20 protein-coding genes are annotated in these 21938 nt (G+C 44.9%); 10 read left to right on the forward strand and 10 right to left on the reverse strand.

Annotation, left to right across the window (positions count from 1 at the left end):
* Nucleotides 1–251: 251 nt before the first annotated feature.
* The gene (locus tag RID09_RS16015; RefSeq protein WP_446336922.1) at nucleotides 252–686 is read left to right on the forward strand and encodes an SRPBCC family protein; all 435 of its coding nucleotides are present in this window, start codon (nucleotides 252–254) and stop codon (nucleotides 684–686) included.
* Nucleotides 687–934: 248 nt separating this feature from the next.
* Here the strand turns inward: RID09_RS16015 and RID09_RS16020 are convergent, their stop codons facing one another.
* The 3 genes from RID09_RS16020 to RID09_RS16030 all read right to left on the reverse strand — a co-directional run bounded on the left by RID09_RS16020 (nucleotide 935) and on the right by RID09_RS16030 (nucleotide 3006).
* On the reverse strand, nucleotides 935–1138 hold the full coding sequence (locus tag RID09_RS16020; RefSeq protein WP_446336923.1) for a hypothetical protein: 204 nt from the start codon (nucleotides 1136–1138) through the stop codon (nucleotides 935–937).
* A 192-nt stretch (nucleotides 1139–1330) separates the two neighbouring features.
* Nucleotides 1331–2179, reverse strand: coding sequence for an ABC transporter permease (locus RID09_RS16025; RefSeq protein WP_446336924.1), 849 nt, complete (start codon nucleotides 2177–2179; stop codon nucleotides 1331–1333).
* Nucleotides 2180–2226: 47 nt separating this feature from the next.
* Nucleotides 2227–3006 carry a photosystem II S4 domain protein gene (locus RID09_RS16030; protein WP_446336925.1) on the reverse strand — a complete coding sequence of 260 codons (780 nt, stop codon included), beginning with the start codon at nucleotides 3004–3006 and terminating at the stop codon, nucleotides 2227–2229.
* A gap of 139 nt (nucleotides 3007–3145) precedes the next feature.
* On the opposite strand from RID09_RS16030, the gene RID09_RS16035 reads away from it, so the two are divergent.
* Nucleotides 3146–4120, forward strand: coding sequence for an alpha/beta fold hydrolase (locus RID09_RS16035; protein ID WP_446336926.1), 975 nt, complete (start codon nucleotides 3146–3148; stop codon nucleotides 4118–4120).
* Nucleotides 4121–4212: 92 nt separating this feature from the next.
* A complete protein-coding gene (locus tag RID09_RS16040) occupies nucleotides 4213–4608 on the forward strand; it encodes a hypothetical protein (RefSeq protein WP_446336927.1) in 396 nt (131 codons plus the stop codon).
* A gap of 137 nt (nucleotides 4609–4745) precedes the next feature.
* On the opposite strand, the gene RID09_RS16045 is transcribed toward RID09_RS16040, so the two are convergent.
* Nucleotides 4746–5246, reverse strand: coding sequence for a hypothetical protein (locus RID09_RS16045; protein WP_446336928.1), 501 nt, complete (start codon nucleotides 5244–5246; stop codon nucleotides 4746–4748).
* Nucleotides 5247–6220: 974 nt separating this feature from the next.
* Between RID09_RS16045 and serA the strand changes: the two genes are divergently transcribed.
* The 3 genes from serA (at nucleotide 6221) to RID09_RS16060 (ending at nucleotide 9414) form a co-directional block, all read left to right on the forward strand.
* The gene (serA, locus tag RID09_RS16050; RefSeq protein ID WP_446336929.1) at nucleotides 6221–7804 is read left to right on the forward strand and encodes a phosphoglycerate dehydrogenase; all 1584 of its coding nucleotides are present in this window, start codon (nucleotides 6221–6223) and stop codon (nucleotides 7802–7804) included.
* Between the two features lie 131 nt (nucleotides 7805–7935).
* The gene (gene prmA, locus RID09_RS16055; RefSeq protein ID WP_446336930.1) at nucleotides 7936–8826 is read left to right on the forward strand and encodes a 50S ribosomal protein L11 methyltransferase; all 891 of its coding nucleotides are present in this window, start codon (nucleotides 7936–7938) and stop codon (nucleotides 8824–8826) included.
* A gap of 135 nt (nucleotides 8827–8961) precedes the next feature.
* Nucleotides 8962–9414 carry a PPC domain-containing protein gene (locus tag RID09_RS16060; protein ID WP_446336931.1) on the forward strand — a complete coding sequence of 151 codons (453 nt, stop codon included), beginning with the start codon at nucleotides 8962–8964 and terminating at the stop codon, nucleotides 9412–9414.
* Nucleotides 9415–9908: 494 nt separating this feature from the next.
* On the opposite strand, the gene RID09_RS16065 is transcribed toward RID09_RS16060, so the two are convergent.
* Together RID09_RS16065 and RID09_RS16070 are read right to left on the reverse strand one after the other, a co-directional pair.
* A complete protein-coding gene (locus RID09_RS16065) occupies nucleotides 9909–10616 on the reverse strand; it encodes a PHP domain-containing protein (protein WP_446336932.1) in 708 nt (235 codons plus the stop codon).
* Between the two features lie 423 nt (nucleotides 10617–11039).
* Nucleotides 11040–12299 carry a HetZ-related protein gene (locus RID09_RS16070; protein WP_446336933.1) on the reverse strand — a complete coding sequence of 420 codons (1260 nt, stop codon included), beginning with the start codon at nucleotides 12297–12299 and terminating at the stop codon, nucleotides 11040–11042.
* A gap of 155 nt (nucleotides 12300–12454) precedes the next feature.
* Between RID09_RS16070 and RID09_RS16075 the strand changes: the two genes are divergently transcribed.
* Nucleotides 12455–12577 (forward strand): hypothetical protein, encoded by a 123-nt coding sequence (locus RID09_RS16075; protein ID WP_446336934.1) that lies wholly within the window; start codon nucleotides 12455–12457, stop codon nucleotides 12575–12577.
* 141 nt (nucleotides 12578–12718) lie between these two features.
* Here the strand turns inward: RID09_RS16075 and RID09_RS16080 are convergent, their stop codons facing one another.
* Together RID09_RS16080 and RID09_RS16085 are read right to left on the reverse strand one after the other, a co-directional pair.
* Entirely contained in the window at nucleotides 12719–13384 is a 666-nt protein-coding gene (locus RID09_RS16080) for an L-threonylcarbamoyladenylate synthase (RefSeq protein ID WP_446336935.1), read from the reverse strand.
* Between the two features lie 159 nt (nucleotides 13385–13543).
* Nucleotides 13544–14632: an RNA-guided endonuclease InsQ/TnpB family protein gene (locus RID09_RS16085; protein ID WP_446337041.1), complete on the reverse strand. Its 1089-nt coding sequence runs from the start codon at nucleotides 14630–14632 to the stop codon at nucleotides 13544–13546.
* A gap of 331 nt (nucleotides 14633–14963) precedes the next feature.
* On the opposite strand from RID09_RS16085, the gene RID09_RS16090 reads away from it, so the two are divergent.
* On the forward strand, nucleotides 14964–15701 hold the full coding sequence (locus RID09_RS16090; protein ID WP_446336936.1) for a 2-phosphosulfolactate phosphatase family protein: 738 nt from the start codon (nucleotides 14964–14966) through the stop codon (nucleotides 15699–15701).
* A gap of 242 nt (nucleotides 15702–15943) precedes the next feature.
* Here RID09_RS16090 and pheS read toward each other — a convergent pair whose 3' ends face one another.
* Both pheS and RID09_RS16100 read right to left on the reverse strand, forming a co-directional pair.
* A complete protein-coding gene (gene pheS, locus RID09_RS16095; protein ID WP_446336937.1) occupies nucleotides 15944–16948 on the reverse strand; it encodes a phenylalanine--tRNA ligase subunit alpha in 1005 nt (334 codons plus the stop codon).
* A gap of 80 nt (nucleotides 16949–17028) precedes the next feature.
* Nucleotides 17029–17259 carry a hypothetical protein gene (locus tag RID09_RS16100; protein ID WP_446336938.1) on the reverse strand — a complete coding sequence of 77 codons (231 nt, stop codon included), beginning with the start codon at nucleotides 17257–17259 and terminating at the stop codon, nucleotides 17029–17031.
* 347 nt (nucleotides 17260–17606) lie between these two features.
* On the opposite strand from RID09_RS16100, the gene RID09_RS16105 reads away from it, so the two are divergent.
* Nucleotides 17607–18668: an AAA family ATPase gene (locus RID09_RS16105; protein WP_446336939.1), complete on the forward strand. Its 1062-nt coding sequence runs from the start codon at nucleotides 17607–17609 to the stop codon at nucleotides 18666–18668.
* Nucleotides 18668–21454: an AAA family ATPase gene (locus RID09_RS16110; RefSeq protein ID WP_446336940.1), complete on the forward strand. Its 2787-nt coding sequence runs from the start codon at nucleotides 18668–18670 to the stop codon at nucleotides 21452–21454. The genes RID09_RS16105 and RID09_RS16110 overlap by 1 nt, the downstream gene beginning before the upstream one ends.
* Nucleotides 21455–21938 lie beyond the last annotated feature (484 nt).

A 21938-nucleotide genomic window follows, 5' to 3' on the forward strand; every position in this document is an offset into this window, starting at 1 on the left:
TTGAATTGAGCCTATACTACAAAACCATACTACATTACAAGTTAGGGATTCACGTTATGTGGCGCAACGTTAGTAGAGACGTTGCATGCAACGTCTCTACAACTTTTTGGTTGCACAAGGGATGTGACTCGCGCCCGCCCCCAATCAGGTTTCTAGACTTCCCGTGAAAAGTTAGCTGTAATGGTACTACAGATGACCCAAGCGCCCCTTCTCTCCCTGCCTTTCTCCAATCAGCATAAGGACAAGAAATCATGAAGAGCTTTTCAATAAAAAAAAGCCTGTTTATTAGTGCACCGCCAATTTTACTATTTGATGCATTGACAAATCCAGAAAAAATAATCCAATATTATCCCCTGAAAGAGGTTATATCTGATTGGCAAGTGGGTAGTGATATTTTACTGAAAGGAAACAACAATGGTGAAGAATTTACTGATTATGGAACCATTGATATCTTAACACCTAATCAAAAATTTCAATATACATATTGGAGCGATAATCACGGGACAAATAGAACGCCAGAAAATCAGTTGACTATTTGTTATACTCTTGATGAAGTTGACAATGGAACAAATCTTCAACTGGAACATAAGAACTTAAATTCTGAAAAAATGTACTCTGAGATGCTTAATATTTGGGATTTATTACTATCTAGCTTAAAGAATTTTGTTGAAAAAGGTAAAGAATAAAACGGGTAATGGTAAATAATGAAAAAAATATTGACACCCCTTAATTAAGTTGACAAATTTATGTATAGGTGCTTATCATCATTCACAATCATCCCTTCTTAGTGAATTTTCAATTCTAATCAACTCTAAGTTGCTGTGTGGTGGGTAAGAGCAACAAACTATACTCTTATTATAACTCTTGCCCACCCTACATAAAATTTGCTGATTGAGACTAGTGCAAGATGTGAGTTGAATGCAATTTCAATTACTCATTCCGGAAAATCAGGAATCACCCACTTTGGTGGTTCCATCCGTTTCTTCCGTCGCGCCTCCTCAGCCATCTCATGCATTTTATCCAATGACGTCTCATTGATAAACGTTGAGGCTTTAGCCGCATATTCCTTATTGGGACATTTATCACCCAATACGCAACCATTGACGCAGGCTTCAGCACAGTTTATGGTAGCTTCCACTTCTCCCCTCCTTATTTCCAGCTTCGTCGGACAGTTTTAAACGCTATATCCTATTTCTCTATATTTACAAATTTTAATACATTTCGCCAATTCTGGGGAATACAGTCCTAATAGTTGACAAATAGCCTATATTTTTTTATGATTAATGGTTTACTATTTTCTAAAAAATCACGAATAACAAATGACAAATAACTATTGCAGCCGATTCTTTTCTCCCTGATAGCGCAGCAACTCACCCACAAACGCAATTGCCCCAGATGCGACAATTAAAATCACACTCAAGGCATTAATATCCGGTTTAACTCCAGTGCGGATGCGGCTAAAAATTTCCATCGGTAGAGTCGTCGAGCCGGTGCCAGCCGTAAAGCTAGCAATCAGAAAATCGTCCATACTCAGAACAAAGGAAATTAAACATCCCGCGATTATGGCAGGCATCAACTCTGGCAATAACACCTTAATAAAGGCTTGAAATGGAGTCGCCCCTAAATCGAGTGCTGCTTCTTCCAAATACGGATCAAGACTAGAAATGCGCGAAGAGACAACAAAGGCAATGTATGCCAGACAGAATACCACATGTGCCGCCACAATCGTCCACAAGCTTAACGGCGTGCCAATCACCGCCAAAAACACCAGAGTTGCCACTGCGATCGCAATATCGGGAATAATCAACGGTAAGTAAGACACACCGCGATATAACCCCTTCCCCGTAAATTGATAACGGGCTAACCCCACTGACATCAATGTGCCAATCACGGCGGAAATGATCACAGCAACGAAAGCGACTGTCAAGCTATTTTGCAATGACTTCAGCACCCGCGTATCGCTAAATAACTTAATGTACCACTCCAGCGTAAATCCCTGCCAATTAGCGCTATAGGCTGATTCATTAAAGCTGTAAAATGTCAAGACCAAAATTGGCAGATACATATAAAAAAACATCAGCAAAGAAAAGATCCCTTGCCAAGAAAAGCTCGGCTTGAGTTTAGATGATTGCATCTCGACGGGAAGATCCTCCTGCTGATGGCTTACTGAGTCTGTCATCAATTTTTAACCTAATGCTGCTGGAGCAATTGTTAGGGAGAGTTGGTTTACATGAATCGGGTTAATTGAATACGGTAACGCTCTTTTTTGGTTATAGCAACATCTCCAACTTGCAAACGTCCTTTACCCCGAATCGCGATTAAGTCACCCGATTTAACCGAGTAACTCGCTTGGCTAATCTCTTTCCAGTTTACCCGCACATCACCTGCGCCAATCATATCTGCCATTTTACTGCGGGATGTGCCAAATCCGGCTGACGCGATCGCATCCAGGCGCATTGATGCTTCAACTGTCGTCATTTCTTTCTTCTTCGGTTCTCGAATCTTGAGTTGACTCAACTCAATGGGTCGAGTTTTCACCGGAACCGAACGCACTTGAGTGAGCTGCGTCTCCAGAAATGCGGCAATTTCTGGAACCACAATCACTTGAGCACCGCGTTCACCCAAAACAATAATATCGCCGACTTTTTCTCGAACTATCCCCGTACCCAGAATCGCGCCCAAGAAATCCCGATGGGTGGCTGGATCAAACAGAAAATTTCCCTCAATATCTAACGCGACTACCTCAACTTGAGACTGATCCACAGGAAGTTCTTCACGGGCGATCCCCAGACGTTGACGTTCAGCTTGAGGATATCCCCCCCATGGCAAAAGTTGTACCTCTGTCAACCGCGCAAACTGCTGCTGAATTTCCACTAGCGCTGGCGGTGAGAGGAAATCGCTCAACACCACTTCCCAGGTTTTGATGGCTTGCTCTGCTTGATCAATTACACGGGCAACCGTATCACGATTTTCGACGCCTTTGAGTAAATCCTCTCGTGGCAGCATGAGTAATGATGAGTTATGAATTATGCATAATTTTGTTATTATATTTCATCTCTGAAAAAATTGCTAAAGTTATTTGTTTGGGAATAGAAACTAGCCGATGAACCGAACTGAACACTCTATCCTACTCTGACTTACTCCTATGTCACTGTTTTACCTGCGAGTTTTAATCCTAACGGCTACAACCTTGTATCAAGCGATCGCCTGCTGGCGAGAAGATCGTACACCACCACCGGGTCAACGGGTGGATGTGGGCGGTTTCTGCTTGCATTACGTTACAGCAGGAACCGGATATCCAACCGTTGTACTCGATCATAGTTTGGGCGGAGTTGAGGGCTATTTTTTGGTGGATGAATTGGCGCAACTTGCGCGGGTTTGTATTTATGATCGTGCGGGTTTTGGCTGGAGCGATCACAGCCCCCATCCTCGCACCAGTAATCAGATTGTCACCGAACTTGACAAGATGTTGAACCGGGCGGGTTTAGAACCTCCCTATATTTTAGTGGGCAACTCCTTTGGCAGTTACAATATGCGTCTTTACGCCCATCGCTACCCTGAAAAAGTTGTAGGATTAGTCCTGACCGACGGGTTACATGAATCAGCGATGTTAAAAATGCCCCTAATCCTGCGCGGATTACAATTGTTCTTTGCGTCAGGCTTTATCATGTCCGTTCTGGGAGCAACATTGGGCATCATTCGTCTGCTAAATATAATTGGCGTATTTGAATTGATCAAACCAAAATTACGTCAGTTTTCTCTTGATTCCCGTCAAGCAGTAAAACGTTCTTTCTGTCGCCCCAAACACTGGGTAACGATGACACGAGAAATCTTGAGTTTAGATACAAGTGGTCGCCAAGTCCGCTGCGCTAGTCATCTTAAGGATCTGCCGATTGTTAGTCTTAAAGCCTCTTCATTTTTTATCCCTTCAATTTTAACCGTTTTGATGCCATTGAAAGCCGCGAATCAGTTACGCGATCGCATCCACGATGAGTTGGCTAAACTCTCGACGAATTACGTGCAACTTTCGGTTGAAAACAGCGGTCATTTTGTCTGGGTGGATCGACCAGATGCGATTATCCAAGCCGTAAAAATCCTATTAGAAAGACTGGACTATTAACCAGGGTTCATTTCAGGAAATTCAAGTTTGGTGTGCGGGTTTATCCCCAAATACAGCCGAGTAACATTCATCCTTTCATTGTAGAGTATCCGATGATGAAATCACCCAGAATTTATTTTCCGTTGTTCGTTGCGATCGCGACTGGGTTAGTGGGTAGCCTTGCTTTTATCGGTATCAGTTTACTCAACAAACCCGTTTTATCAGAACACTCTATCGCTCAAGCTGAACCCGATTTAGATAACATCTATCACGAAGATGAAAATCTTCCTGATGATGCAGATGTCTTTCCGCGTATGGGCAAGATTTTGGGTTCATCCGGGGAAATGTCTAACTGTCGCGCCCAGCCTTGGGGAGAAATTGTTAAAGTCTTACCTGGGAATGTGTTTGTTGAGATTGATAATCGCACCGTAGCTCGAGATGGTGAATCCTGGTTCCACAGCCCCGATAATCGATGCTGGATTCACGATAGCCGCATCGATTTACTGTGATTCATTCAGCGATAGTTGTAGAGGATTTAACCTTTTGAATTTAATGGTTAAGTTGAGCCGTCTGACTCGAACGGCTTAATCTTTAAACCAATTGTTTTCTTGTCTAACCAACAAGGTTTTAATATCACCTTGGACTGTCACTGGGTATAGCCTTGAATCGTTTCCGGCTCAAACTTTTTCAATAAAGGCGTAGCTTGGCGAATTAAGTCCTCTGAACCTTTGACGACAATGATATATTTCCCCTGATTGAGGCGATTGCGATAGGGGAGTGCGTCACCACTACCCAAGGCGATACCCACACCACCGCCCACAAAAAAGCTGCCCATAGCTGCCGCGATCGCACCGAAGAACCCGCCAATGATATGATTGCCTATGGGACTTATAGGTAGAATTTCAATCGCTGTGAGTAGGTTAAAGGCATATCCCGCCGCAAAACCAAAGGGGAGCAACCAATAGGCAAGTTGCTTAACTTGCTTAATCGCCTGGAGATTAGGGTCAATCAAGCCAAACTCATCAGCACTTTGGTAACCTTTACCGAGAATCGTGACTTGATTCATCGGTAAGCCTCTTTTTTCCAGAACCGTGTAAGCTTCTTCGGCTTCAATGCGATTTTTCAGGACAGCAATCAGGTAGTTCATAGTATCAGGTAGAGCTATATCATTACAGAGGCTTTGACACTTAAATGAATCACACTAGGTTTGTAGTTGCGCTGTCTTCGCCATAAACGCCTTACAAACCCTAAAGTCAGCGCCATTCAGATAAAAATTAAGCCTTACTCTTCATTTTTGCCTAACCTCAATCCTAACACCTAAGAACATATTAAGAAAGTGGGCAGGTAGATGAAATGCCCTGTACTGCTATAGCAATTCCCAAGTCGATGCGATACACCTAACTGTAGGGGCACCATCCTTGCGCCCAAAGAATGGACGAAGATTTAGCGAAGAAGACGTTAAGCAACTGGCTCAAGCACCGCTATCAATTTTTAGAGAAAAATTTTGGATATATCTAGTCTCGATATTTTTGTTTTTACACCCGTGCTTAATAATTGTATTTTCTATTGTATTGGGGGAATTTGAATAGATCACGAATGGATAGGATCGTACCCCTACAAATGTTGATTTAGATGCCAATTGTTGCCCAAGCGCAAGAAACATGAATTTTTTGTCTATCACCTTTGCGCTCCAGAAAAAGAATGGTTGGCTCACAAAATTAGTGAGGGATCGGGTGTTCTTTTGACCAGGAATGCGCTACCTTTTGGATACAAATGTTTGTGTGATGGATTGGAACAGTCGTTCAACCTCGGTGCGCGATCGCTCGAACCACTCTTAACTAGCTAGCTAGCTAGGGTAACACATAATCCACGGGAATTTGAGCGGGTTTTTGGGGTTGGGGGTTGAGGATTGGCATCATGGTCAACACCCACTTAAACTCAGGGAATTTAAATCTTTCCGTCAATGTGGTAAGTACTGACCCCTTTACCGTTACAATAACCTACTGCGGTCAGTCATCGCGATTGTCCGGCGATAGCCCTGTTGTGTAGTTGATAAGCTGTCCTATATTAATTTACAGTAAGGCGCAATCGGTGTAGCTCATTTCAACCCTTCTACTGGCAATGTCTAAAGTACTTGTATCCGATCCCATTGATCAAGCTGGAATTGATATCCTCTCCCAAGTGGCTCAGGTTGATGTGAAAACCACTCTATCGCCTGATGAACTCGTTAGTATCATCGCTGACTATGATGCCATGATGATTCGCTCTGGCACTCGTGTGACTCAAGAAATCATCGAAGCCGGCAAACAACTGAAAATTATTGGACGTGCAGGAGTTGGCGTTGATAACGTTGATGTCCCGGCGGCTACCCGTCAGGGTATTGTGGTAGTTAACTCCCCCGAAGGGAACACCATTGCTGCGGCTGAACACGCTTTAGCGATGATGCTGTCGTTATCACGCCATATCCCAGAAGCCAATCAGTCGGTGAAAAATAGTCAATGGGATCGCAAACGCTTTATCGGCGCCGAAGTTTACAAAAAAACCCTGGGTATTATGGGTTTGGGTAAAATTGGTTCCCATGTGGCAACAGTCGCCCGTTCCATGGGGATGAAGCTACTGGCTTATGATCCCTTTATTTCCCTGGAACGAGCGGATCAGCTAGGCTGTCGCCTAGTGGATATGGATTTGTTATTACGAGAATCCGATTACGTCACCCTGCATATTCCCAAAACCCCGGAAACCACTCATCTAATTAATGCCGAAGCCTTGGCGAAAATGAAACCAACGGCTCGAATTATCAATTGCTCTAGAGGTGGAGTAATTGACGAGGCGGCTCTCTCAGAAGCGTTAAAGACAGGTAAAATAGCTGGGGCAGCACTGGATGTATTTGAGTCAGAACCCCTGGGAGAATCTCCCCTCCGAGAATTGGGCAAAGAAGTGATCCTCACGCCTCACCTCGGTGCCTCAACAGCAGAAGCCCAAGTTAATGTTGCCATTGATGTGGCTGAACAAATTCGTGATGTCCTCTTAGGATTACCTGCCCGTTCAGCTGTCAATATTCCCGGATTATCGCCTAATGTGTTAGAACAGCTCAAACCGTACATGCGTTTGGCAGAAACCCTGGGAAATTTAGTCAGTCAGTTAGCGGGTGGGCGGATTGAACTGCTGAATGTCCGGTTACAGGGTGAGTTAGCCACAAATAATAGTCAGCCATTAGTGGTAGCTTCTCTGAAAGGACTATTATCCCAAGCCTTACGTGAGCGGGTGAACTACGTTAATGCTTCAATAGAGGCAAAAGAGCGGGGAATTCGGGTGATTGAAACCCGCGATGCTTCGGTTCAAGATTATTCTGGTGGTTCGCTGCTGCTATCGGCAAAGGGTTCCTTGGGTGAACATTCGGTGACGGGAGCGCTATTGAGCGATGGTGAAATTCACATCACCAGTATTGACGAGTTTCCGATTAATGTGCCGCCGAGTCACCACATGCTTTTTACCCTGCACCGCGATATGCCGGGAATTATTGGTAAAATTGGGTCGCTGCTGGGTAGTTTTAATGTGAATATCGCCAGTATGCAGGTCGGTCGCAAAATTGTCCGAGGTGATGCTGTAATGGTCTTGAGCATTGATGATCCCCTACCGGAGGGAATTTTGACCGAAATCACCAAAGTTCCTGGTATTCGGGACGCTTATACGGTAACACTGTAGTCACGTCAATTTTGGATTTTGGGTTTTGGATTTTGGATAACTCAGACAGTAGAACAACGATTCTCCGGTATCTGTTGGTTTTCAACGGCTCTCCCTCAATCTAAAATCTGAAATCTAAAATCTGAAATCGTATGGCAAATAGCTGGTGGGAAATTACAATTTTGAGTGATCCATCCTTGGAGGATTTAATCTTCTGGCGACTGGAGAGTTTCGGCTGTCGAGGGATGTCCTGTGAAAGCAAAGGACACTCTCAACTGATCCGAGCGCACTTACCCCAAAATCAGGCACATCTGTTGGATTTGGCAGCACTTTCCCTATGGTTGCGCCAAGATGCGCTGACGGTAGGATTGCCAATCCCCCTAACCCAGTGGCACTTGATTGATGAAGAAGACTGGGCAAGCAGTTGGAAGCAGTATTGGGAACCAACAGAAATTGGCGATCGCTTTTTGATTTATCCGGCTTGGTTATCTGTACCTCAACAAACCGAGCGACTGCTGTTGCGTCTCGATCCGGGTGCGGCATTTGGTACAGGAACCCATCCTACCACGCAGCTATGCTTGGAAGCCTTGGAAATGCGAATCAGTTATGATAATAGCCACCCAGTTATTGCGGATGTTGGATGTGGATCGGGTATTTTATCCATTGCCTCTGTATTATTGGGGGCAAAAAAAGCTTTGGCGGTGGATATTGATCCCCTAGCCGTGCGCTCCGCCCGCAGCAACCGAGAACTGAATCAGATAAGTGCCGATCGCTTAGTGGTGAAGAAAGGTAGTGTTGATCTATTGTCTCATCTTTTGAATGGGAAAAAGGTTGATGGTATTCTCTGTAATATCCTGGCAGAAGTGATTATTGACCTCATTCCCGGAATTAGTGCGATCGCAAGTCCTAAGAGTTGGGGAATTATTAGCGGGATATTGTTGGATCAGGCGAAACCCATTGCTGATACCCTAGAACAACATAACTGGACAGTGGCTACCCTATGGAAGCGTCAAGAGTGGTGTTGTTTCAATATTCGACGGTGATGATCATGAGTGCCGAATCATCAATAACTGCCAAATCATCAATAACTACCCTAGAGTGCCTCATACTAATTCGTTGAGCCTGGGGACTCCTGCGAATTTGTTGACTCGTTTAGCCTAAATGAATGCTTTTTTTCTATGATGAATGCCTTTGCCGCTCGTTTTAGCTTTGCTCTGCTTGTTCCTATAACCTGGTTGACAGTGGGCTTAACTGCGGCGGCAGTGAGAGCGCAAAATCAACTGTATAATCCGATTCCGATTCCTGAGCGTAATGAAATCTCTGATACCCTCACTGAGCAAGATATTCCTACGGGTGAGGGCGGGTTTGCCCGGGACTACACCCTCGAATTGAGTGCTGGTGACCAAGTGGCTATTGATTTGATTTCAGATAGCTTTGACACAATTGTCACACTCCTAGCCTCTGATGGCTCGACTATTGCCGAAAATGATGATGGTCCTGATGGCACGACGAATTCGTTGTTATTTTCCCGGATTACTGAAACCGGAACCTATATTATCCGGGTCCGTGCTTTTGGAGAGACGGGAGGGGGTTCTTTTACTTTGAAGGTGACACGTTTGCGACCCATTTGAATTAATGATCAGATCCGCGACTTCTTAAGGACAATTGTAGAGATGTTCCAAGCAACGTCTCTACAAGGTTATTGACAAAAAAGCGATAGCGTAAATAAACAGCTTTTGCCGATCCCGGACTAGACGCAAAACCGGTAAATATATCTCAAAACTATTTTCCCATACGGCTTCTCATTTACATTTTAAAATTGTACTTATATTAAGTAAAATTAAGATATATTAAATTCTCTCATAAAGTTAACGAAAAGTTTGATATGTTCATAATCTACCCTCAAAATAAACACCGAAAAAATGAAAGTTTCACAAAGTTCCAAACATTTAGGTCAATCGGTTGCTCTAGGTATCCTCCTAGTCATCACGACTTTAAGTATATTTATACTAATGATGATGCAGAGTGGAGTTTAGTGGTGATGTATCACTGAGAACTTAGCACCAATCCTATACATAGTAGGGACACGACATGTCGTGTCCCTACTGTTAATTAAGATTTGCCGTTACAAACGCCGTAGCAAGTTTGAACCGTGGGTATCTGTACCACAAGTATTGAGCAAATTATAGGTGGTACTTAACTGTTTCACCTGCTGAGTTTGCTTAGGGCTGGGATGCCAAGGATCGGGGTTAGCGTAAGCATAATAGGTTTCTACTCCATCAATTCCCATGTTGGCGGCGGCGGGAATGAGTTCATGGGCTGAACGCCTATAACGGCAGGGATGAGCCAGTACCGCCAAGCCACCTGCCTGATGCAAAACATCAATTACAGTTGCCGCTTCAGCCTGCTGATGTTGGGGGGCTTTGCCATTGAGATAAGGCTTTAAGCTGGAATGGTGGGGATCAAAAGCATAGCCCAAGATATGAACATCCGTATTTAATAAGCGAGCAGTGATTTCTACGCCAGTCCAGAGGTGAGGAATTGCCTGAGTGGGTAAAGAGTGCTGGAGGGAATCTAGATAGGTTTTAGCGATTTGATAACCACCGATTGTGTGATGATCAGTGATAGCAAACCCTTTCAGACCGATGGCAATGGCTTGTTCAATTAACGTTCTGGGATGAAGCTGACCATCAGAAGCCGTAGTATGACAATGGAAATTGTAGGAACGAGGACAACTATCGGGACCCAAGGTTTGCCAAACCTGCCGGAGAGCGTGTTGATCTTGTTCTGTTACGGGGGATGATATTAAAACTGGAGCCATTTTAACCACCATGTTTGCTGATATTATTAATAAATGAGTCTAATGAATGAGATGCTCTCCTCAACTGCTTAAGACAGTAAGCTTGCCCAGAAATACGTCCTAATCATTTCAAATTGTTAACACTACCTTAGCAAAAATTAGTAGTCATCGTCTGTAGACACCCTGTAAAGCGGTCACATTTTCCATTAGTCCTTTCTCTTGTCAGCATAAAATTAGCTAATCTTTCCCCTGCGTCCTGGAGGTAATAGGCTACGTCTGAAATATGCTCCTACAATGAGCCGCAACTCCGTATTGAATCGATACTCTCAGGAGAATCCCCCATCTAAACTGGAGGAGTTAGAGGGGGATAACGGTTAGATTTGAACCGTTAAAATGACAAGCTAAGAGAATCAAATTTTTTTGTTCGACCTCCTCCATATTCACCTGTTCCACTCCTTAGTTGGCAAGAGAAACTTCGGAATTGCGAGTTTTCCAGGCAAATTCTAATAACTTAGTCCAGCGCTTTTGCAGTTGTTTGGGTGTACACTTGAGGGCTTTTGCAATCTCAGCATCACTCTTGTGGGCTTGTTTGAGAGACATTAGTTGCTGTTGTTGCTCATCAAGTTCAGCTAAAAAGGTTTCCCATTGGTCAGACGACATGCCTAATTTTTGATCCAAATCAGCTCCAAGCCATTGGTGTACCAGTTTCCAGTGGGATGACCGGGCGAATTTTTCCACATGATATTTAAAGCGCTGTTGTAGGTAGTCACGTTGGCGGGGGGTTAACCCTAAAATCTCATCGATTTCCGGTGCGGCGAGGTCTTGTAACTTTAAGACCAGATAATCCGCGCAGTCGGAGTGACCTTGTTGCTCAAGATAGTTGACCAGTTCACTCACCACGCGATCGCGCAGTACCGACTCACTGGGATCAGTGGTTTGAGCGACCAAGTGAGCCCGCACTTGTTGCATCGCCGGTGAACGGCTGAGTTCTTGGGCTTCTTCCCCCTTGGCAAATTCCACCGCCTGCTCAATATCCAAAGGAGTTTCACTGGGTTGGCGTCTGGCAAAACTTTGCGCTCTCAGGACGATAAGCTGTTGACTGCAACGGTTCGGTAACGTAATTCGCCGCTTGGCATACTGTTCCGTAAACGCCATATATTCCGCCAGTTCGATTTGAGTGCGAGGCGTGTAGTCCACATCTACCTCATTTTCCCGGCGAAATGCTTTGAGGGACTCAGCATAAAAGTCTTGTAAAAAGTCCTCAATTAAATTATAGCGAGCCGAGAATTTTAACTGGGATTGAGGTTGGGCGATATGGCGATAAACCATGGCACTTAATGTGCTGTGTAATTCAACACGCCCTTGCTTAGAACCCAATTTATAGTAGCCTAAACACTTGTGTAAGCGGTGACGTGCCAGGGTTAATTGCCACGAGCGGACTTGACCAGAGGTTTGAATGCGATCGCTCTTGCTACAGATTCGTTGTACCTCCAGCGCTATCCGGTTTGCCACCACTTGAGCGCGACTGGGTAGAGGTTTGGACTCAGAACCCGAACCACCATTGTTTTGACCTAAAGGTTTGGAACCATAGAGTGCCGACCACATTTCCTCTAGCAACAGATCAATTAAACTTTGAGTGTCTGTGCCGAAAACTTCCGGATTATCGAGGTGGTTTGGGGAAGGTTGAGTGATAGATTTTACAGTTTTAACGTTCATGGTATTGCCCCTAAAGACTACAGTTACGAATTACCCAGACATCAGCAGAGGAACGAGTGGTTATTTGGAATAAATACTCTGTTGCTGTCCACAATTTGAATGTAAAACGTTATGCTTAGTCTTTGGTGGAGTGGTGTGTCACTAAACAAGAGATCATGAGTAAACGGCAGACACCCTTACCGATTTATGGACTAGGATTATGGCTGCTAACCCTTGCTCCACCTGCATTTAGGTACTTGGCAAGGGGTCATTATTTCCATGGCTGTTGGAGTGAGTGAGAGTAGACAATTGACAAACTGGATTTATTTGTGGACTTTCGTCCGAAATCCCCCGTCTGTCTCCTGTAGTCCGAATGCTGAGCAGCGAAAGCCTAACTGGATTGGGTTTAACTTTAAAGGGTTACACCCATCAGTCTCACCTTATTCCCAACTCTGGCTAGCGGGTACAGCCCACGCTGTTGCGGCTTCCCATCCCAAACCTTGGCGCAGGATTGTCGGTTTATCCCCAGTCATATCCAGAATGGTAGATACCTGGAAACCGGGTTCCGAGCCATCCTCGACAATAATGTCCACTAAACCTTCAAACTGATCAAAGAGTTTGGCACTTTCAAGTCCCACAGTGGGGAAATGTCCCATCTCATCGGGTAAATGAGCCGACGTGGAAATCACGGGGTTGCCTAACGCTTCGAGTATGGCTTGACAAACCGGATGATCCGGAACTCGGATACCACTGGTTTTGCGCTTGGGACTCATCACTAGTCGGGGTACTAATTTGGTTGCGGGTAGCACAAAGGTATAAGGTCCAGGAATCAAGCGTTTCATAATTCGGTAAGCTGGGTCACTCACCCAAGCATATTCAGAAATGTTAGATAACGAGGAACACAAAAACGTTAACGGCTTCTCATTCGAGAGTTGCTTTAAACGCCTGACCCGTTCCACAGCCGATTTGACATTTAGGTCGCAACCAATGGCATAGACGGTATCTGTGGGATATAACATCACCGCACCGTCTCTTAGGTCGTCCCTTATTTTCTCTATTCGGCGTATTTGAGGCGTTTCCGGATGGAGGGTGTAAATCGTTGCCATAATCGTTCAAAATGATTGCAATGGTTAGATGATCTAATAAAAACCTAAACCGTTACATAAAACTTACACAAATCTACCAATACCTGGTAAAATATGCTGTCTACTTCCTGCTTCATCCTGGCAGTGACGGCACTTAACCAGTCCACAGGCTAACGCCACCTAACTGGCGGCTATCTCCAAATTAATGGAGGCGTTGAAATCTCGGTCGATTTCCAGTCCACAGTTGTCACACCGGAAAAATCGCTCAGATAAAGGCATTTCATCCTTAACGGTATGACACCTCGAACAAGTTTTAGTCGAGGGATACCATTGGTCTACTACAACCAGTGTTGCTCCGTACAGCTTGCACTTGTACTCTAGCTGGCGTTTGAATTCGTAAAAACCCATATCCTGAATAGCTTTTGCTAGTTTATGGTTAGCCATCATTCCAGACACGTTCAACTTTTCTATCCCTATTCGGCTGTGTTTTTTGGCTAAATAGGATGTGAGTTTGTGCAACGTGTCTTTTCTAATGTTGGCTATTTTCCGGTGCAGACGGGCTATCTTGATTTGGGAAGACTTCCAGTTAGCTGAACCGATTTGCTTGTGGCGGTTCAACCATTGCAGGCGAGAGAGTTTTTTCTCGTACTTTCGATAAGCTTTCGCCCCCTCCACTACAACCCCGGTAGACAAGACGGCTAATGCTTTTATGCCGAGATCAACACCCACTACAAGGTGAGGCTTGGGTCGGTTAACTGGCTCATGTTCCAGCTTAAAGCTGATAAACCATCGGTCAGCCGTCCTGGATATGGTTACAGATTTGGGTTGAAAACCGACTGGTAGCCGTTCATAGGTCCTCAACCAACCAATTTTAGGGACTCTAATTTTAAAGTGGTCGAGCTTGATTGACCCATCCAGGGTAAAACTATCACCCCGCCCTTTTTTCTTAAACCGAGGCGGCTTTTTATTTTTCTCAAACGCATCTTTCCAGGCTTGAGCCAATTGCCTAAGCGCATACTGGGGGGCGCATTTACTCACCTCATAATACCAGGGGCAGATGGGTTTAACCAGCGCTACCAACCACTTATGTAGATCAATCCCAGTAGGAAACTTGATTTTATCCTCTGGGTTATCCTGGTTGTGATCAAGTATCTGTTTGGTTAAACCTAAACCCCAATTCCAAGCATGGCGAGAAACGCCACAATGTTTAGCTAGTGCTGTTCGCTGCTTGTTATTAAGTTTTAATTCGGTCTTAAAACCTAATAGCATTGGCTCAATCCGCTTAATCGGTGTTATATTCGTATTGTACACGACCATAGCGAAAGTGTCAGGATGTCCAGGAAGAAGATCTACAACGAATCCAAGCGTAAACTCACCATGACGCTGACCGAAACGGCTGTTCGGTGGTTGGAGCAAGAGCGGGAAAGGATAGGTGCGAATAGTCTAAGTGACACGATTGAACGCATGGCACGAAAAAAAGGTTAAAAACTACCGGAAAAATCGAGAAATTTCCGGCAAATAAGCCTTTTATCATTAACCCTATGACCTTAAGTGGGTACAATATGGAGTCGGCATTTGAAAAAGCAGGTGCACTGAGCCAGTGAAGCTATTTATTTACCACACCCCCGAACTTACCCCAACCGATAGGATGCCAGACTGTGCGATCGCGGTTGATGTGCTAAGAGCTACAACTACCATTGCCACAGCGTTGCACGCGGGTGCTGAAGCGGTTCAAACCTTCAGCGATATTGAGCAGTTAATGCAAGTGAGCGAAAAATGGCTCCCAGAAAAACGCCTTCGCGCCGGAGAACGGGGCGGCTCAAAAGTCGCTGGCTTTGACTTAGGCAATTCTCCCCTCGACTGCACGCCAGAGCGAGTCCAGGGATGCCGTTTGTTTATCACGACGACGAATGGGACTCGCGCCTTACAGCGGGTTCAGAACGCCCCTGTGGTGCTAGCCGCCGCCATGGTGAATCGTCAGACGGTTGTGCAGTATCTGCTTGAGCAAAAGCCCGAAACTGTTTGGCTCGTGGGTTCAGGCTGGGAAGGCTCCTACTCCCTAGAAGATACCGCTTGTGCCGGTGCGATCGCAGATAGCCTGATCACTCACACCGATCATTCTCTTGGCGATACTGCGGGTAATGATGAAGTCATCGGCGCTCTTGCCCTTTATGCTCAGTGGAAAGACAAGATGTTAGAAATGTTTCACCATGCCAGTCATGGTCAACGCCTACTGCACTTAAATGGTCATGAGGATTTAAAATATTGCGCCCAAGCTGATATTTTAGACGTTTTACCCATTCAGAAAGAACCTGGAGTGTTAGTCAGAAAATTCTGAGATCAGTCAGGGCGGGTTTATTCACATCCCTTGTGAGGAAAGAAACGATAATAATGAAACCCGCCCCTACACATTCAATACTCCCCCTGCTTCCCCTGCTTCCCCCGCTCCCCCTGCTCCCCCTGCTCCCCCTGCTTCCCCTGCTTCCCCCGCTCCCCCTGCTTCCCCTGCTTCCCCCGCTCCCCCTGCTCCCCCTGCTCCCCCTGCTTCCCCTGCTTCCCCTGCTTCCCCTGCTTCCTCATCTAAAACTGTTGCAAAAAGCGCAAATCACTGGTATACAAGCGGCGGATATCATCAATTTGGTGCATGACTAGAGCAAAACGTTCCGCGCCAAACCCCGCCGCAAACCCTGTATAAATTTCTGGGTCATAACCAACTGTTTTCAGCACATTGGGATCAACCATTCCACAGCCGCCCATCTCTAACCATTTCCCTCTCCATTTCACATCGATTTCCGCAGAAGGTTCTGTGAATGGGAAATAACTAGCACGTAAGCGAACATCTACGTCTTCACCAAATAATTCTTGGAAAAAGACTTTTAAAGTTCCTTTGAGATCCCCAAACGTGATCTCCTCATCAACCGCTAAAATTTCAATTTGATGGAAAACGGCGGAGTGTGTCGCATCAACCGTATCACGACGATAAACCCGTCCTGGTGCAATAATTCGGATTGGGGGTTCATTATTTTCCATGTAGCGAATCTGCACCGAAGAGGTATGGGTTCGCAGTAGGTTCCCATCGGGGAGGTAAAAGGTATCCTGCATATCTCGCGCCGGATGGTCTTGGGGTGTATTTAATGCCTCAAAATTATAGTAATCTGTCTCCATCTCTGGTCCGGTGGCGACGGTGTAACCCAGACCCACAAAGATGTCCAGAACTTGGTCAATGATACTATTGAGCGGGTGAATCCGACCTTGAGGACGATAAACCCCTGGCATCGTTACGTCAAGGGTTTCGGCGGCTAATTGTGCCTGAATTTGGGCAGCTTGTAAATCTTGGCGTTTGTTGTCAAGGGATTGCTGGAGGGCTTCTTTGACTTCATTCGCTAACGCCCCAATTCGAGGTCTATCCTCTGGGGATAGCTTCCCCATCCCGCGCAAGATTTGGGATAACTGTCCTTTTTTCCCCAAGTAGTTTACGCGCAACTGTTCCAATTGATCCAGCGTATCAGTTGTTGCGATCGCAGGAGTGGCTTCTTGTTTGAGGGCAACTAATTGGGTCTCTAGCTCGTTGAGCGAAGTAGTCATGAATCAAGTCGTTATCAGGTTTGAGAGAGGCAATGCTTGCCAAGGCTTTTCTTAGTTTACCCTTAACGGTCAGGGGACAGTTATTCGGACTTGTCTTGTCCCTTGTGCAGCATCACAGGCAGGAAGACCTTATTATATTCTGCCAAAGCCAGAATCAGGAGTGCGATCGCTAATATAACCGCTGTGGTGATCCCGCCGTACTCGACTAAGGTTGTGGGGTTGATTTGGGTTAATGGTGTGGGTGTGACGGTTTCGATGGCGTTGGTTTGGGGTTCTAGATTCGGTTGTGTTTGGGGGTTGGGGTTGATCATGGTGTTTACCTCGGTTATCGATACAACCATGATGGCTTGGGTAATCGGTGTTTTAGGTAGGCAGAAGTAGGGGACTTGGTAATGTCAGTGTTTGTAGGTCAATGTAGGATAATGTTGGTTTGTTATTCGTCATTCGTCCTTTTTCATTTGTCATTTGTCCTTTAGCTACCTGTAGGGGCGACCCGCTTGCACGAATGAACAACACCAATCTACTCAATTGACTTGGGTCGCCCTCTTATCAGTTTGTTCTCAATATTGAAACGTTGATGGCGAAGACAGCGCAACTACAAACTAGCAGAATTGGGATAGGTTCGATAAAATTGGCAAATGAACCTCGATGTTAACTAATGGACTCAAAAGAGGCGCTAGAATTCATCAACAGGTGGCTGTGGGAGAACTCTCAGCCTGTTTTGACTGAAGCGGAAGAGGTGATTGTGATTGGGATTTGGCAAGGTAATGGTTATAAACAGATTGCCGCCCAAAACTATTTTGATGATCAATACACTAGAGAATTAGGCGCAAAGTTATGCAAAAGACTGAAAGAGTATTTTAATACTGAAATTAATAAACGAAATTTTAAAAAGCAAATTGAATATCTTTATGGTGTAGAGGTTCAAGTTCAACCGCTAGAATCAGATGGGTCAGCCTCTACTGAAGTGTTACAAGAAAGTTCGATTCCTGTAGATTCTGACAACCAAACGATTAATCCCTTCACTCCCCAACAAGGCAGAATCGACAATCCGCAAGACTTCTTTAACCGAGAACGGGAAATCCGGCAGATATTTGAGGTGATTAATAGCGGTAGCAGTGTTGCCCTAATCGGAGCAGAGGGTATCGGTAAGTCCTCTTTACTTTTGCAGATTTGCCGACTGGCGGATACTCATCTCCATTCGCCGCGTCAGCCTGTATTTCTCGACTTAAATACAGTTGTAGATGAAGATGATTTCTACGGTGCATTATGTGATGAGATTGGGATACCTGAAAGCAAGGGAGCAAGGTTGAGTCGCCATTTAAAATCGCGTCAAATCCTGCTGGCTTTAGATAATGTGGGAAAAATGACCTGGGATGGCTTTAATCGCGGTGTGCGAGATTATCTCCGGGGTTTAGCTGAGGGGAGTCATGCACCAATCAAGCTGGTTTTGGCCGCGAATGAATCTTTAGATAAACTGTTTAATGATAGTTGGGATAATGGCAAAACTTCGCCTCTGGCAGGAGTTTGTCAAGAAGAAATCATAAAACCCTGGGATGAATCAACCGCCCGTGATTTTATTGATACACGTTTGGCGATGAATTCGATAAGTTTTACTGAAGCTGAAATTAAGCAGTTAGTTGAGGATAGTGGGGGTTATCCACGGCGATTGATGCAGTTGTGTTATCGAATGTATTCTCGGTATTTGGAGAGTGGGTAATGAGCCAAGATGTAATAAATCAGGATGCAATCAAGCAAGATGAAAGTCAGCAAGATAATGAAGTCTCTGTTCCTCGCTTAGATTTAGCGCCGAAACTGAAGCGCCCTCTCTCATTATGGAATCCTTTGGATTATCTACGCTTATTGTATTGGGTGTTTTATTTTCCTCAAGCCTTGCGCTGGTATGTAAACACCTTCGGCGGTGGGTATATTCCTCCAAAAGAAATGAATTGGCGTAAGGGCTTAGAACAATTGCGCCAGAATCCCATCCAGCGCCAGTTGTTTATAAAAGGGTTGGTATTAACAGTTTTAACACCACTGATTATAGGTTTAATAATCCTAAAAATAGGCATTTTAATTGATTTATTTTATGTATTGTACGGTCTGCTTTTGGGTTTATTTTTGAACATATTTTTGAGTGTAGGGTTGGGTGTAGTCATAGGTGTAACGTTAGGTTTAGCGGTCGCTGTGGCGTCAGGCTTAACTTGGGGTTTAGCTTGGGGGACGGCAAATAGCGTGGCATGGGGTCTAGCTTTTGGCTTGGTATGCAGTGTGGCGTGGGGTCTAGCTTCAGGTGTGGAATTAAAGTTTGGCTTAAAAGGAAGAGATGGTTTATTAAAGGACAATTTATCCTATGAGCCAGCGTTGGATATAATATTTTTAATTCAGTGCATAGTCTGGGGAACCTTAGCGCTGTACTTTATAGAGATTGCACCACTCATTATTGTTGTACCAGCTCAATACGCAGCTTTTTTGTTTGCGTGGGGTTTCGCGATAAGACGTCCGGACAATTGGTTGTTAAATTTTATTTTCATTACTATAAGAGACTGTAATTCATCCTGGATGTTTCCTCATTTAACTCCACTTCATCAACCTAATTTGTTTATTAATTTAACAAATTGGCTACGACAAGATTGGAAAATGGGCATCCAAAATGCTAACCAGTTGTTGGCATACACCTATCAGTTTATGCCTGTAATTTGCGCGGTGAATATGGTTTTAGCTGATACACCTTCAAATCAAGTTTTGTATCGGGTAGTCCAGTTAGCAGAAGTCCCTTACGATTGGAAGTTACTGCGTTTTGCTTCAGAAGAACTGAGTACGAGAACTAAGTCAAGAGTTGTTGATCTTAGCTTAGACACCCCCGCCCGCGCTGCGGCGGCTGGTTTCTGGTATCTCCATGAAAAAGAACCAGCCAAAGCCACTGAAGCATTTGCCGTTGTTCGTTCCCTTCTCTATGGAGAAGAACTTTTCACCCTCGCCCAAACTCTCACCACATTCAACGACGCCAAAGAACCCGCCACAATCGCCACATTAGAACTACCCACTTCCCCCAATGAACCCTTACTACGTCCCATAACCTGGAACACGATAAACGCTCTTAGTCGAGTCGTGGAAGATGTGCGAGTGGTTCAGCGTAGCGTCTCTCGTTCCACCCGTGCCTTTGCCCTTACTCGGACATTAGGAGAACTAGAAACTATCCTCAATCATATCGAAACCTTACCCGAAGCCGAACGGGAATTAATCAAAGATATTGCCCAAACTTGGCAAGACGCTTTATTACAAATTGCGACTGAAATTGGGCAGATTTCCATCAGCCAACCCGTCACCAATCCTTATGTTGTCGGTGACCCCGTTGAAGGGAATCGCTTTGTCGGACGAGACGATATTCTCAGACAATTAGAAGAACTCTGGGTGATGGGTCAACAACTCCAATCCGTTGTTCTCTATGGTCATCGCCGCATGGGGAAAACCTCGATTCTTTTAAATGTAGCAAACTGTTCTGGTTCACGGGTAAAAGTCGTTTATATTAACCTACTGCGTTTAGGCAGTCCCCAAGGTGTCGGGGAAGTGTTAATGGCGATAAGTGATGCAATTTCTGATGCTATCGGTTGTCCCCCTCCCGATGATGATGCTTTGCTAAATCTTCCTTATCGGACGTTTGAACGTTATTTTAAACAGGTGGTTGAGATATTACGGGAAACATCTGTACAGGGGTTAATTATTGCCCTAGATGAATTCGAGAAAATCGAGGAACTTATCGAAGCGGGAAAAATCCCTAATGATTTTATTGGCTATCTGCGGGGATTGGTGCAAATGAATGCTCAAGTCGCCTTTGTGTTTGCCGGGTTGCACACCTTAGAAGAAATGACCGCCGATTATTTCCAACCCTTTTTTGCCAGCGTTATTCCGATTCACGTTGGTTTCTTAGAACCTGCTGCAACCCGCCAGATTTTAGCCAATCCCAGCCTAGAAAATCCAGATTCGACTGTTTCAGATGTCCCGGATAGTGAGGCGGTTGATTTTCCCCTAGATTACACCCCAGACGCCCTTGACTTAATCTATCGTCTCACCGCAGGTCAACCCTATTTAGTTCAACTGGTCGGATTCCAACTTGTGCGCCGTTACAATGATTTTGTGTTTGAACAGGGACATTCTCGTGACCCCGTTTTTACCGTAGAGGATGTGGAAGCGGTGATTAATAACCCCGCATTTTATCAGCGGGGACGGTATTATTTTGATGGGGTTTGGGGTCAAGCGGCGCGAGGGGTTGCGGGTCAACAGGCAATCCTCAAAGTGTTAGCGCCTCACCCGGATGGGTTAATGATTGAACAATTAAGGATAAAATTAGCAGAATTATTCAGAGAATCAGGACTTGCACCCTTAGAGGAGAAACAATTAGAGGAAGCATTGGAGACACTAATACGCCATGATGTGATTCAGCAAAAGGGTGAGTATTGGCAGATTATCGTTGAACTCTTCCGGCGCTGGGTGTTAAATCAATAGATTGACCTTTAACCCCCCTTAATCCCCCCTTAAAAAGGGGGAAACGTTCCCTCCCCTTGATAAGGGGAGGGTTAGGGTGGGGTCGCATCAAGGTATTGCGTTCTGTTTGAGCTTAAGTTGACACCAATGACTGACGTGCGCCCGATGCAATAACGTGCGCCCAATTCAATGACGTGCGCCCAATTCAATGGTCAAATCTATTTCACCCTTTTTAGGAAGCTCCCTTCAACCGCAAACAGTTGAAAAAACATAATATGAATGTCACTGATTTAAGCAGAATGTTGCCAACTTGGACGCCTAGAAATAAATTTCCGGCTGAAAGCTAAAGTAAGCTAAAGCTTACTGAGTATTTGAACCCGTTAAAACAGGTTTTAGCTTTAGTTCAGGGCTTAGACTAAAATTCCGGATAGGAACATTGGCGACAAAATGATTCTACTTTATGTAGAAACTTAACCTGCTACGCCTCTACACTGGTAAAGACTGA

The sequence above is a fragment of the Coleofasciculus sp. G1-WW12-02 genome (assembly GCF_040219735.1).
Classification (GTDB): Bacteria; Cyanobacteriota; Cyanobacteriia; order Cyanobacteriales; family Coleofasciculaceae; genus Coleofasciculus.